This is a genomic window from Shewanella sp. SM21 (genome assembly GCF_025654335.1).
Classification (GTDB): domain Bacteria; phylum Pseudomonadota; class Gammaproteobacteria; order Enterobacterales; family Shewanellaceae; genus Shewanella; species Shewanella oncorhynchi.
The window spans coordinates 120,880-134,405 of the sequence record NZ_JAKKRL010000008.1; the positions used below are offsets into that span (position 1 = coordinate 120,880).

11 protein-coding genes are annotated in these 13,526 nt (G+C 47.2%); 3 read left to right on the forward strand and 8 right to left on the reverse strand.

The features are described from left to right. Positions 1 to 120 precede the first annotated feature (120 nt). On the reverse strand, positions 121 to 1,332 hold the full coding sequence (gene fabB / locus L5L94_RS12475) for a beta-ketoacyl-ACP synthase I (RefSeq protein WP_041408164.1): 1,212 nt from the start codon (positions 1,330 to 1,332) through the stop codon (positions 121 to 123). A 138-nt stretch (positions 1,333 to 1,470) separates the two neighbouring features. Here fabB and mnmC point away from each other — a divergent pair, with 138 nt between their 5' ends. Then, a complete protein-coding gene (gene mnmC, locus L5L94_RS12480; RefSeq protein WP_263163402.1) occupies positions 1,471 to 3,513 on the forward strand; it encodes an FAD-dependent 5-carboxymethylaminomethyl-2-thiouridine(34) oxidoreductase MnmC in 2,043 nt (680 codons plus the stop codon). A 96-nt stretch (positions 3,514 to 3,609) separates the two neighbouring features. Here the strand turns inward: mnmC and L5L94_RS12485 are convergent, their stop codons facing one another. The 6 genes from L5L94_RS12485 to prmB all read right to left on the reverse strand — a co-directional run bounded on the left by L5L94_RS12485 (position 3,610) and on the right by prmB (position 9,305). Further along, positions 3,610 to 4,383, reverse strand: coding sequence for an RNA methyltransferase (locus L5L94_RS12485; RefSeq protein WP_263163404.1), 774 nt, complete (start codon positions 4,381 to 4,383; stop codon positions 3,610 to 3,612). Then, the gene (locus L5L94_RS12490; protein ID WP_263163406.1) at positions 4,373 to 4,657 is read right to left on the reverse strand and encodes a YfcL family protein; all 285 of its coding nucleotides are present in this window, start codon (positions 4,655 to 4,657) and stop codon (positions 4,373 to 4,375) included. The genes L5L94_RS12485 and L5L94_RS12490 overlap by 11 nt, the downstream gene beginning before the upstream one ends. Before the next feature lie 4 nt (positions 4,658 to 4,661). Continuing rightward, on the reverse strand, positions 4,662 to 5,840 hold the full coding sequence (locus L5L94_RS12495) for an ATP-NAD kinase family protein (protein WP_263163407.1): 1,179 nt from the start codon (positions 5,838 to 5,840) through the stop codon (positions 4,662 to 4,664). Positions 5,841 to 5,899: 59 nt separating this feature from the next. Beyond that, positions 5,900 to 7,075 carry an MFS transporter gene (locus L5L94_RS12500; RefSeq protein WP_263163409.1) on the reverse strand — a complete coding sequence of 392 codons (1,176 nt, stop codon included), beginning with the start codon at positions 7,073 to 7,075 and terminating at the stop codon, positions 5,900 to 5,902. 66 nt (positions 7,076 to 7,141) lie between these two features. After that, positions 7,142 to 8,236 (reverse strand): chorismate synthase, encoded by a 1,095-nt coding sequence (gene aroC, locus L5L94_RS12505; protein ID WP_263163411.1) that lies wholly within the window; start codon positions 8,234 to 8,236, stop codon positions 7,142 to 7,144. 124 nt (positions 8,237 to 8,360) lie between these two features. Then, positions 8,361 to 9,305: a 50S ribosomal protein L3 N(5)-glutamine methyltransferase gene (gene prmB / locus L5L94_RS12510; protein WP_263163412.1), complete on the reverse strand. Its 945-nt coding sequence runs from the start codon at positions 9,303 to 9,305 to the stop codon at positions 8,361 to 8,363. An 80-nt stretch (positions 9,306 to 9,385) separates the two neighbouring features. On the opposite strand from prmB, the gene smrB reads away from it, so the two are divergent. Further along, the gene (smrB, locus tag L5L94_RS12515) at positions 9,386 to 9,916 is read left to right on the forward strand and encodes an endonuclease SmrB (RefSeq protein ID WP_105252090.1); all 531 of its coding nucleotides are present in this window, start codon (positions 9,386 to 9,388) and stop codon (positions 9,914 to 9,916) included. A 99-nt stretch (positions 9,917 to 10,015) separates the two neighbouring features. Here smrB and sixA read toward each other — a convergent pair whose 3' ends face one another. Then, positions 10,016 to 10,486, reverse strand: a complete 471-nt coding sequence (gene sixA, locus L5L94_RS12520) for a phosphohistidine phosphatase SixA (protein ID WP_028761045.1) — start codon at positions 10,484 to 10,486, stop codon at positions 10,016 to 10,018. Positions 10,487 to 10,655: 169 nt separating this feature from the next. Between sixA and L5L94_RS12525 the strand changes: the two genes are divergently transcribed. Then, positions 10,656 to 13,445, forward strand: a complete 2,790-nt coding sequence (locus L5L94_RS12525; RefSeq protein ID WP_263163415.1) for an insulinase family protein — start codon at positions 10,656 to 10,658, stop codon at positions 13,443 to 13,445. Positions 13,446 to 13,526 lie beyond the last annotated feature (81 nt).

Consider the following 13,526-nt stretch of genomic DNA (forward strand, 5'->3'; position numbering starts at 1 on the left):
GATGCTCGGTATTCTAACAAGACTAATGGGATAAATCCTTGTCGATGCAACAGGTTTACAAAAAACGCCCATAAAAAAGGGAAGCCTAAGCTTCCCTTCTATCGCGTTTGATAAACAAACTTATTTGAATTTACGCATCACTAGCGTGGCGTTTGTACCGCCAAAACCAAAGCTGTTACTCATAACAGTATTCAGCTCAGCATCGCGATATTCACGCACGATAGGCATATCTTTCGCCGCTTCGTCCAGATTTTCGATATTGATGCTTGGGGCAATAAAGCTGTTTTCCATCATGATTAAGCTGTAAATCGCTTCATGTACGCCTGCGGCGCCTAATGCATGACCTGTCATAGACTTAGTCGATGCAATCGGTGGGCACTTGTCTTTGAAAACTTCACGTAGCGCTTCTAATTCACGCACGTCGCCCACTGGCGTTGAAGTGCCGTGAGTATTGATGTAATCGATTGGGGTATCGACATCCATCATCGCCATTTGCATACAACGCACAGCGCCTTCACCCGATGGCGCCACCATGTCATAACCGTCTGAAGACGCGCCATAACCAATCACTTCAGCGTAAATTTTTGCGCCGCGAGCCAGAGCATGCTCTAACTCTTCAACCACTAAAATACCGCCGCCGCCAGAAATCACAAAACCATCACGGTCTGCATCATAGGTACGAGAGGCTTTTTCGGGTGTGGCATTGTACTTGGTTGACAGTGCGCCCATAGCGTCGAAGCCCATGGTCAGTGTCCAATCCACTTCTTCAGCACCACCGGCAAACACCATGTCTTGCTTACCCATTTGGATAAGTTCAACGGCGTGACCAATACAGTGGGCGCTGGTTGCACAGGCTGAACTGATAGAATAATTCATGCCTTTAATTTTAAATGGCGTGGCTAAACAAGCGCTGGCCGTGCTCGACATGATGCGAGGCACAATATACGGACCTACGCGTTTAACGCCTTTTTCACGCAATGTATCGGCAGATTGTACTTGGTTAGACGATGATGCGCCGCCTGTACCCACAATCAAACCTACGCGCGGATCTGAATACTGCTCTTCAGTTAAATTGGCATCGGCAACCGCTTCTTGCATAGCAATGTAGGCATAAGCTGCCGCATCACCCATAAAACGCAATGCCTTACGATCGATATGCTCAGCAGGGTTTAACTTGATGTCACCCCATACGTGGCTACGTAACTGCATCTCTTCAAACTGAGCTGAATGCGTAATACCACTGCGGCCCGCTTTCAGTGACTCGGTCACTTCTTGCTTGTTATTACCGATACTTGAAACAACACCCATTCCGGTGATCACGACTCTTTTCATTTTATTGCTATCCATTGTGTACATGTCAGTACCTACTTTTCGCTGAGCCAATAGTATCTGTTTTGACTCAATTAAGTGGTCAGCTTTCCATAAAGGCGAGTAAAATAATGCCAATTATGAGACCGAGAGTAAATTTCTTTGACTGCAGAGCCCAATAAACCTTGCCAAATTAAGCGCGATTACCCGCAATTAATCAACCTTTATCCCGCAACAGCTCACACTGATGCACACTATCTCAGCAAATTGAGCATTTATCAGCAGCGGATATTTGAGGCTCATTCACAGCAAAAACTCTTAGTATTAGGGCAAATTGGTTTAGGTAACGGGCTTGAACTCTTATCTTGGTGGCGCACTCAGACAAACCCTAAGCAACGATTACTCCTTAACGTATTCGAACCCAATCCGATTAATGCGTACGAACTTAAATTACTTTGGGATCAATCCGCCTGTTTAACCAAAGTGCCTGAACTTGAGCCACTTGCCCAACGCTTACTTCATACAGAGCCGACGGCTATTATAGGTTGCCAGAGATTAATTTTTGATGACGGTCGTACCACAATCGACCTGCACTTTGGTGATATTCAATCCCAGCTCAGTTCGCTCATCCATTCTCCGCTTCACCCCGTTCAGCACTGGCTGGTATTGCCCCATCTACAAAATGGGTTAAATCAGCAGATCCATTGGCAGATGGCAAAACTCAGTGACGATGGCGCCACTGTGGCAACTATTGGATTAAACGAATCAAGCGTATTAAGCGAAACACCTGTGAGCCATTTCCAAGCCTGTGGCTTTGAGGTGAGGGATTTTACCTGCGCTGAAATACAGACAAACCATCAGCCTGATGCCATTTTGTTACACGAGCGCCACGTCTTACGCCAGCAAGATGCTAAAGCCTATGCCTTTAATCCTATGGCTGCAATCTTACCCTCGGACGCGCCCAGCTCGATTGCCATCATAGGCGGCGGGTTAGCCTCGGCGCATTTGGCACTGTCTTTGGCGGAACGCGGCCAAAGCACGCAGATCTTTTGTAAAGATGCCAAGCTTGGCCAAGGCGCCTCGGGCAACCGCCAAGGAGCGATTTATCCGCTGCTGACACCGGAAAATGATGAATTAAGCCGCTTCTTCCAGCAGGCATTTTTATTTAGCCGCCGTAGAGTACAGGCGCTGACATCTGTCCCCGCCCCACATCAAACGCCGATTTCCCATGATTTTTGCGGGGTATTGCAAACTGCCCACGATGAACGCAGCCAATTACGACTCGATAAAATTATTCAAAGCCAGAACTGGCCAAGTGAAATAGCCTATCGAGTCGATGCGAAACTGGCCAATTCTCTTGCGAACATTAATATTGACAAATCAGGCTTTTTCTATCCGCTGGCTGGCTGGGTTTGTCCGTACGAATATGCCGAAGCCGCAATACAAAAAGCGCAGCAGCTTACCGAGGTCAAACTCCATTTGGAGACTGAGATCCTTGAAATTGAGCATCAAAGTGAAGGTTGGTATTTAATCACCGCTAAGCATCGCTTTGGCCCCTTTGCACAACTTGTGCTCGCCAATGGCGCAGCGCTCACGCAATTTGATGCCAGCAACAAATTACAAATTAGCCCTTTTCGCGGCCAAGTCAGCCATGTGCCCGCTCAGTTTCAATTGAGTCAACTCGCGACTGTGCTGTGCGCCAACGGTTATTTAACCCCGAGTCACCAAGGACTCCACTGTCTTGGCGCGAGTTACGTTAAAGAACCTAAGCATTTAGATTTTTGCCCGCAGGAGCAGCAAGAAAATCTCGCCAAAATGCATGAAAGTTATCCTGACCAAGGCTGGCTTGATGATATCGACATGAGTGGCAACAATGCTCGCGTTGGCGTGCGTATGGTCACGCGGGATCATTTCCCTATGATGGGCTGCGCGCCCGATGTGCCTAAAATCCTTGAGGATTATGAGCAACATCAACTCACTAAAGAGAGTCGCCACTACTGGCAAACCACGCCAGCGCCGGTGCATCAAGGGCTGTATATTCTTGGTGGGTTAGGCTCACGGGGGTTAAGTTCTGGGCCACTGGCCGCCGAATGTCTCGCGGCGCAGCTTTGCGGCGAACCAATACCACTCGATAAAGCGACTCTGTGTAAACTCAACCCCAATCGCATGTGGCTGCGAAAATTGCTCAAGGGCAAAGAGCTCTAGACAATCAATCGCTAGAAAAATAACGTTTTTGAGCGCTATAAAAAAGGGATTAAGCCATGGCTTAATCCCTTTTTAAAAATATTATTTTTAAACCAATTAAGCTGCTGTGATGGCTATCGCGTTATCAATGCTGCTAGGTTCAAGGCTGCTAGACCCGACACTACTGGATTCAACATGTCGAGGTTTTCGCGGCGCTCTGGGCCCTTTCACCCGAGTACGATTGTTGTTATCACGACTCTGACGGATGAGCGCATCGCCGCTTAAGTTCGAAGGTAGACCAGATGCTAGGCTCGATGTCAGGCTTGCAGCCTCACGGTGGGATTTAGCCAATCTGTCGTATAGCAACACATTGACCGAAGCCGCAAGATTCATACACCCGACCGTAGGCACATACACTACGGCATCGGCTTTATCGATAATCTCTTGGCCAATGGTGCCATCTTCAGGACCAAACACATAAAAGGCTTTCGCGGGATGAACAAAATCCGGCAGCGGCGTCGCGCCCACCACCAAATCGACACAGATAAGCTGAGTGTCCGCCGGAACCGCGGCTAACAATGAAGTGACGCCCGTTAGCGGAATGCGCTCGCCAGCATCTTTAGTATCGACATGGTATTGCACAGCACCCGAACGCGCGGCTAACTCGTAGCGCCTGCCAGTGTAAAATACGCCATCGACGCCATAACAACCCGATGCGCGCATAATGCCACCGACGTTAACGGGTGTTTTAGGATTCACTAAGCCGATAAATACCGCGCTGGCATCGATAGCTTGCTCACTGGCTAATTCAGCACTAGGCATTTCTACACTCGTTACTTCGGTATGAGTCACTTGCTCATCGTCAGTCATAGGCATAACGCTAGGCAACATCCAATTCGCCTATAATCTTTGCCTGCAGCTGTACCCATGCCTGTTCAACCAAGGCATAATCGGCATCGTTTAATTCTTGGCGCGCGAGTGCTAGACAGTCGGTCATTTTTAGCATTAACGCATCAAGATCCGTTTCACCCTGCGCTTCCAATTGCGACAACACTACGGCCACATGGCCCTGTAAATAGCCACAGGCAAACAAAGCATCGTCATCACCATGGCTAACAACGCTGGCGATCCACTGTTCTAATGCGTCTTCGTAATGCTCTAACATGGGTCTAACTCTCCATTAATACTAGATTGGCCGACACATCTGCTGCGACCAATAAATCTGGATTGGCCACCTGATACATGACGTAATCATGGTAGCCCGTCGTCACTTTGTAATAGCCGCCAAGCTCGCTATCTAATTTAGGGTCGCCACTATCCACAATTAGTGGTCGTCCATCAAGTGCTTTTAGCTTAGTTTTTGTGGCGAGGATAATAATATTGTCTTTTCCGATGCGCCGAATGAGCTCGGGTGACAACTGTTGATTACCGCGCCCTAAGATATGGCCTTGGCCACCAATTAAGGTAATCACCAACTTAGTCGGCTTATCTTGGGTCAGTTCGAGTAATTTATTCGCGGTTAAGTCATTGCCAACTAGGTTTTTATTTTGAATGAGATCAACACCGAGCAGGGTATTATCGAGTCCTAACTCTTCCATAACAAAGGCAACCGTACTGCCAGAGCCCATGATGTACAGTTCATCTTCCATTTGATTGATCACATCGGCGGCGATATCGGCCAGCACGAGTTCATCGACTTCCTTGCCGCCCATCTTCACCGCTTGCACATAGCGCGGCTCGGCGGGCACTAAGAGCTCACCAAAGCGTTTAGCGCGCACTGTGCCTTGGCGAAAAGCCACTTCGTCAATATCCATCACATCGGCGGACATCAAACTGACAAGTTCGCCATCGAGTAACATCTTGACCACCATGCCAGACGCATGGGGCGTAATACCGTAAACGCCGGAATGAATTTTCACCCCAGCAGGCACGCCGAGCACAGGGAGTTTGTCGTCGATAGTGGCTTGTTCAAATACAGAGTAAACATCGCGGGCCGTGCCATCACCACCAGCAAAAAGCAGTAAATCCAGCGGTTCATCCAGCAGCGCACGCACAACGGCCTGCGTATCCAGCGCCTGGGTTTTATCCGGAGTTTGATACACCACTCGCGTGGTAAAACCCAGTGTTTTAGCGGCGTCTTCACCCATGATGCCTGAAGCGGTAATGACTTCAATGTCATCACTATAATCACGGATAACCTCGAGGGCCTGCATCATACGCAAGGCGGCTTTGGGTTCAGCGCCTAAGGCGAGCGCTTCTTCGGCAACGCCATCGCTGCCCTTAAGACCAACACTGCCACCTAAGCCAGCCAACGGATTGACAACTAACCCTAAACGAAACCGAATCACCCTTTACCTCACTTAACGCAATCTTTTGATTTTTTATATTTTTATCTTAATGGATATGACTAGGCCGTATGGGCTGCAACACTCGGTTTATCCTTAGGGATAAAGAATACCGCCAGCATAGCGGCAAAGGCGCATACTGCGGCAAATACCCAAGACCAAACCGCCCCACTACCATCGCCCCAAATATAGCCGCAAATCCAAGTACCGAGCGCGCCGCCAACCCCAAAACTTAAACTGGCGTATAGGGCTTGACCTTGGCTTCTGTGACTCGCATCGAAATGTTTATGCACAAATTGAATCGATGCCGCATGGGTTAAGCCAAAGGTAAAGGCATGTAATAATTGGCTAAAACCAAGCCACAACACACTATCTACCCCAAAAGCAACCAATAACCAACGTAGACAAGTCATGCCGATGCTGACAATCAATAAGGTATTCACGCCATAGCGGCCGAGTAAACGCGGCGCGAACATAAACATCACGATCTCGGCCATAGCGCCAAGGGCGACAAATATGCCCGCCGAGGATTCGGAGTAACCTGCTTGCTTTAAATATAAGACGAAGAAGCCGTAGAAAGGTCCCGCGCTCATTTGCAGCAACATGGCCGAGACTAAGAACCAAATAATCGCCCGATTCCATTGCAATGGCGGCCGCACTTGGCTGGTGTCGCGCACTAAACGATTTGCTGGTAATGGCAACGCACTGGCTAACATGCCGATAAATAATGACAAACCGATATAAGGCAACACCTCAGTGCCCCACTGACCAATGGCAAAGCCCGCACCGACAACAAGACAGATATAACCGACACTGCCCCAACTGCGAATTTGACCGTAGCGGCTGGCATTCTCGCCTAAGGTTTCTAAGGTGATCACTTCAAGCTGGGCGAGGATCGCATTCCAAAAGAAAGTATAGAGGGCCAAACTCAGCGCCATATACACAAAACCACCATAGTAGAAGAAACTCAAATACGCCAGCGCGGCAGCTCCCGCGCCCATTTTGATCAGCTCGGCGCGCATCCCAGTACGGTCAGCCACTTTAGCCCACACATTCGGCGCAACAATGCGCGTCGCCATCAGGATGGCGAGTAAAAAGCCAATTTCTTGAGGATTAAAACCGCGATTTTCGAAGAAGACCCCAAGATAAGGGACCATAGTGCCGAGAATAGAAAAGAAGAAAAAATAGCAGGCACAAAGCCAGCGCAATTGCCGGCTTGTGCTAGAAGAAGTTGACATTAACGCATTCCATTTATCTCATGCTACTCATTGTATCGTTATCGCATACCAGCTATTTCATGCGACTTATCGCATACCAAGCACTGGCGTATGACTACGCACATCCTGATTTTGCGCTCTGTGTCTTAGCAAGTGATCCATCAACACAATGGCAAGCATAGCTTCGGCAATCGGTACCGCGCGGATCCCAACGCAGGGATCGTGACGACCTTTAGTGACCACTTCGGCCATTTCACCCTGCGCCGTCATACTTTGACCTGGCACACTGATGCTGGAGGTGGGTTTTAACGCAATATGGGCAATAATCGGCTGACCCGATGAAATCCCACCGAGCACACCGCCCGCATGGTTAGATTCAAAGCCTTGCGGCGACATTAAGTCACGCCCTTCGGAGCCCTTTTGCGTCACGACACCAAAACCATCACCAATCTCAACGCCTTTGACGGCATTAATGCCCATCAGCGCGTGGGCAATATCGGCATCGAGTCTATCAAATACTGGCTCCCCTAAACCCACAGGCACACCTGTCGCGATAACGGAGATTTTCGCGCCAATGGAGTCACCGGATTTTTTCAGCTCTCGCATGTATTCATCGAGCGCTTCAAGCTTGCTAACATCGGGGAAGAAAAAGGCATTTTGCTCAATTTGGTCAAGATCAATGGTCTCGGCACAAATAGGACCCAGCTGCGACATATAGCCGTAGATCTCGATACCGTGAACTTGCTTTAAATACTTTTTCGCCACCGCACCCGCCGCCACTCGCATCGCGGTTTCACGGGCTGATGAGCGGCCACCACCGCGGTAGTCACGCATACCGTACTTTTGCTGGTAGGTATAATCGGCGTGCCCAGGGCGAAATAAATCTTTGATATTAGAGTAATCTTGACTGCGTTGATCGGTATTTTCAATCAAGAGTCCAATCGAGGTGCCCGTGGTTTTACCTTCGAAGACGCCGGATAAAATCCGCACTTCATCGGGCTCACGGCGTGCCGTGGTATATCGGGATGTCCCAGGACGACGGCGGTCAAGATCATGCTGCATATCGGCTTCGGTTAATTCAAGCCCTGGTGGGCAACCATCAATAATGCAACCCAGTGCAACACCGTGACTCTCACCAAACGTCGTCACTACAAAATTTTGACCAATACTGTTTCCAGACATCCGCTTTGTACACCTTAGGTTATTTGTTCATCGCTCCGTGTCCAGCGACCACTGGACAATTTATTTTCCCGCTGCAAGCCTAACTGGCAGCGGGAAAAGTCTCAACCTAATTTGCTATCTTAGGTTATTCTGCGTCGCGATAAATGCCGAACACTGACTGATTTTCGACCAGTTGATCGCGGGTCAATACAAATACGCCATCGCCACCATTTTCAAAGTTAATCCAAGTGAATGGCACTTCTGGGAACTGCTCAATCAAATGCACCATAGAATTACCGACTTCGACTACGAGTAAACCCGTTGGCGTGAGGTATTGCGCGGCATTGGCGAGTATACGCTTGGTTAAATCTAAGCCGTCGCGACCTGAGGCTAAACCAATGGCTGGCTCATGGTGATATTCATCAGGCATGTCGCCAATGTCTTCAGCATCCACATAAGGTGGGTTTGAAACAATCAAATCATACTGAGGCCCTTCTGGGATGGCCGAAAACAGATCCGATTGCATCGGGAAAACTCTGTCCATCACACCTAAGGTTTCGATATTGATTTGCGCCACATCTAAGGCATCTTCGCTGATATCCAGCGCATCGACTTCGGCGTCTTCAAATTCATAGGCACAGGCAATCGCGATACAAGCGCTGCCAGTACATAAATCTAAAATACGTGTAACTGGCTTGTTATATAACCAAGGGCTAAAACGATTAGCGATCATTTCGGCAATCGGTGAACGTGGCACTAACACGCGCTCATCGACGTAAAATTCAAGCCCAGCAAAACGCGCTTTGTTGGTCAAGTAAGGCACAGGTAAGCGCTCTCTCACCCGACGAATGATCAACTCGACAATTTTATGCTTTTCACTGCTGGTCAAGTTACTTAAAATCACTTGCTGACCGATTTCTTCGGGTAAGTGTAAGGCATGGAAAACTAAGGCGATGGCTTCATCCCACGCATTATCAGTACCATGACCATAATACACATTGGCATCGTTAAAACGGCTCACGGCCCAACGTAACATATCGCCAATAGTACGTAATTCTGTCACAGCTTCATCTACAAAGATCTTATCCAAAACGTGCTCCCGCTAGTTTGTTCGCAAACATTGTAACTGAACTCTATTCAGAAACCATAGGATTCAATAGAATACCCGCCATGAATAAAGACGACGACAAAGAAGGCTTGGCGATGTTCTCAGCGCTTATTGATGGAATTAAACCCATCACGCAAAATAAGCGACACTTTCGCATGCCCTTAAAAACCAAACAAGAAATAGAACTGAAAGAGCAGCAACTGCATGCTAACAGTTATTTCTCAGATACTTATCAACCACTACTGCCTGTACAAGGGCCGATGCGTTGGTTAGAAGAAGGTGTTGACAGTTTAGAGCTCAAGCGCCTCAGACGTGGGGATTACCAGCCAGATTTGCTGCTGGATTTGCACGGCTATCGCCAATCGGAAGCCAAACTTGAGTTAGCGGCACTGATCCAAGCCTGCGTTAAACAGCAAAGCCTGTGCTGCTGCATTATGCATGGTTATGGCAGTGGCATATTGAAACAACAAGTTCCCATGTGGTTAGTGCAGCATCCTATGGTGAAAGCTTTCCATCAGGCGCCTAAAGAATGGGGCGGCGATGCGGCGTTATTAGTGCTGATTGATATTGGTGAGCAGCCGCATAGACGTTAGCTCGCTATCGGCTTAGGCTTTAACATTTACTATTTAGTGGAAAACAAACGGCCCATTTAATGTGGGCCGTTTGTTTTGTAAAAGAGATATAAACCTAGATTAGCTAATACTATGCGGGGCGTGCTGCCACACGATTGAGGCTTGCTCGGCATGTTTATCAATGAGCGTAATGCCTGACGTCGCGAATAATGGCGGCTCAACGCCAGCCACTAACTCACTGACTAAGTAGCCCAGTAACGGCATGTGAGCAATCACTAGTACTTTATCGGCTTTGTATAATTCAGCATAAGCCACAACCAAGGCGGCTACATTGGCGGGATCGCCAGAAGGTACGAGATCATCGGCGACTAGCCACTTACGCGGCTCAGGAAAATGCTGACTCAGTTCCTGCCACGTTTGCTGTGCTCGTAAGTAAGGACTAACTAAAACAAGATCGAAATCAGCCACACTGCGAGCTAGCCAGTTGCTCATCAACACAGTATGGTGCCTTCCAACATCGGTCAGTGTTCTGTCTCTATCAGACTGAGCATTAAATCCGGCGTCACCATGTCTCATCAAAAATAGCTGCATACTTCTCTCGCGACTCAAACTTGTTTTTGTTTTATCCCAATTGTAGCCCTAAAATCCGTTTCAACAAACCTCACAAGACTTAATCTTTAGTCGATAAACACAAGAGATATTTGCTAAAAACCATTAAGACTATCAATATATAACAAGCTATCGTTACCGGAGTGTCTCTTTGCAAGCCTCTCAGTCCATATATAAAAGTCCAAATGATCACCGCCAGTATCGTTATCTTGTATTAGATAATGCGCTCAGGGTGTTATTGGTTGAAGATCAAGATGCCAGCCAAGCTGCCGCATCTATGGCTGTAGGCGTGGGTCATTTTGATGATCCCGCAGATAGACCCGGCATGGCGCACTTTTTAGAGCATATGCTCTTTCTAGGTACTGAGAAATTCCCAGACTCAGGCGAGTATCACGCCTTTATCAACCAGCATGGCGGCAGCAATAACGCTTGGACGGGCACAGAGCACACTAACTTCTTTTTCACCATCAATGAAGACGTGTTTGCCGACTCCTTAGACAGATTCAGCCAATTTTTTATCGCCCCAAAATTTGATTTAGATTTAGTCGATAGAGAACGCCAAGCTATTGAATCTGAATTTAGTTTAAAACTAAAAGATGATATCCGTCGAACCTATCAAGTACTCAAAGAGACAGTCAACCCACTGCATCCATTTTCGAAATTTTCAGTGGGTAACTTAGTCACCTTAGGCGGAGAACAGGCACAGGTACGTAGTGAATTACTCGATTTCTATCAAAGCCATTACAGCGCCAACTTAATGACCTTGTGCTTAGTCGCTCCGCTTTCCCTTGATGAATTACAAGATTTAGCCTGCCACTATTTTAGTGGGATCCGAAACTTGAACTTAGTGAAAAACTATCCTCAAGTACCACTATTTTCAGAAAAAGAACTGTTGAGGCAAATCGATATTGTGCCGCTTAAGGAGCAAAAACGCTTAAGCATCAGTTTTAATTTCCCAGGAATTGATCACTACTACAAACGTAAACCTTTGACTTATATCAGCCATATTTTAGGCAATGAGAGTCATGGCAGTCTGTTGTCGTATCTGAAAGAACAAGGATTAGTGAACAACTTGTCTGCGGGCGGCGGTGTAAATGGTTATAACTTCAAGGATTACAGTATCGGTTTACAGTTAACCGATAAAGGGCTAGGCAATCTCGATGAAATTATCAGCTGCTGTTTTGAGTATATTGAACTTATCAAAACCCAAGGCTTAGATGAATGGCGTTATTTGGAGCGTGCAAACCTGCTCAAAATGGCGTTTCGTTATCAAGAGCAAGTTAAATCACTCGATTTAGCCAGCCATCTCAGTATCAATATGCATCACTATGAAGTCGAAGACTTGGTCTTTGGCGATTATCGGATGGATGGGCTGGATATCCCTGAAACCATTGAGCTACTTGAGCTCATGGTGCCACAGAATATGCGCCTGCAGCTTATCGCCCAATCGGTTAAAACGGATCGTAAAGCTAACTGGTATCACACGCCGTACAAAGTCCGCCCAATTGCGCCACAGTCCATAGCTCGTTGGCAAGTGAACAGTATTCGCCCTGAATTACAGCTACCGGCTGCAAATCCTTTTATTGTCGCCGACTCGATTGCCCGTCCGGATAAGAGCGATGTTGACGTGCCAGTGATAGTTGCTGAATCAACTGGATACCGCATTTGGCATAAGAAAGATGATGAGTTTAATGTGCCAAAAGGTCACATGTATTTATCGCTGGATTCAGAGCAGGCAAGTAAAACGCCAAGGCATGCCGCCCTCACCCGCTTATATGTTGAAATGCTACTCGATTATCTCACCGAGCCAACCTATCAGGCCGAAGTTGCTGGATTAAGCTATAACATTTATCCGCATCAAGGCGGAATTACACTGCATTTATCGGGCTTTACCGGCAATCAAGAAACGTTATTAGCACTATTAATCCATAAAGCCAGAGAGCGCAATTTTACCGAAGAGCGCTTTGCCCTCATAAAATCTCAGCTACTGCGCAGTTGGCAGAATCAAACACAGGCTAAACCGATTTCACAATTATTTACTAGCCTGACTGTTACGCTGCAAAAAAGCAGTTATGAACCAGCACGCATGGCTCAAATGTTGGAAGATATTAGCCTAGAAGATTTACATAACCATGTACGCGCCTTCTACGAAAAGATCTATCTTGAAGGGTTAGTCTACGGGGATTGGCTAGTCTCTGAAGCACAAGCTCTCGGCAAACGTTTACAGCACATTTTATCCTTAGTTTCGACGCCGAGCGCCGAGTCCACCAGAGAATTAGTGAATTTAACAGGCCAAGGCACGTTACTGAGAGAACTCGCAATAGATCATCAAGATAGCGCAATTATTGTGTATTACCAATCTGCCGTGGCAACACCCGAAAAAATGGCGCTATTTAGCTTACTGAATCACACTATGTCGTCCACCTTTTTCCATGAGCTGCGTACTGAAAAACAGTTGGGCTATATGGTAGGCACAGGTTACCTGCCGCTCAATCGTCATCCTGGACTTATTTTCTATATTCAGTCACCCACAACTGGACCACTGCATTTATTAGAGGCCATCGATGAGTTTATTGCCGACTTTAATTATGCAGTGATGCAAATCACCAACGAAGAATGGGAAAGCACAAAGGTAGGTCTGATTAATCAAATCATGGAGCACGACGCGAACCTCAAAACTCGCAGTCAACGTTATTGGGTCAGTGTCGGCAATAGAGATTATCAATTTAACCAAAGAGAACTCGTCGTAGACGAAATCACTAAGCTCACCCGCACTGATTTACTCAAATTCATGATGCATAAAATGCGTACTAAGCACAGCGATCGCTTAGTGTTATTTAGCACAGGTGAACAACACAGAACCCAACCCGCGCTGATGTCAGACAAAATGATCACGGATCTTAAAGTTTTTAAGCAAACGGCAGAAAAGTTTAATTTCTAAACAAAAAACACTTTTGCTCACACATTTGTGAGCAAAGTTAGGTAAACAAACAGAACCGCTACAAATCAGTCCAACTATAGT

Coding starts and splice junctions, on each gene's coding strand:
- fabB (WP_041408164.1), bottom strand. CDS start 1,332: ATGAAAAGAGTCGTGATCACCGGAATGGGTGTTGTTTCAAGTATCGGT.
- L5L94_RS12485 (WP_263163404.1), bottom strand. CDS start 4,383: ATGTTGCCTAGCGTTATGCCTATGACTGACGATGAGCAAGTGACTCAT.
- L5L94_RS12490 (WP_263163406.1), bottom strand. CDS start 4,657: ATGTTAGAGCATTACGAAGACGCATTAGAACAGTGGATCGCCAGCGTT.
- L5L94_RS12500 (WP_263163409.1), bottom strand. CDS start 7,075: ATGTCAACTTCTTCTAGCACAAGCCGGCAATTGCGCTGGCTTTGTGCC.
- aroC (WP_263163411.1), bottom strand. CDS start 8,236: ATGTCTGGAAACAGTATTGGTCAAAATTTTGTAGTGACGACGTTTGGT.
- smrB (WP_105252090.1), top strand. CDS start 9,386: ATGAATAAAGACGACGACAAAGAAGGCTTGGCGATGTTCTCAGCGCTT.
- sixA (WP_028761045.1), bottom strand. CDS start 10,486: ATGCAGCTATTTTTGATGAGACATGGTGACGCCGGATTTAATGCTCAG.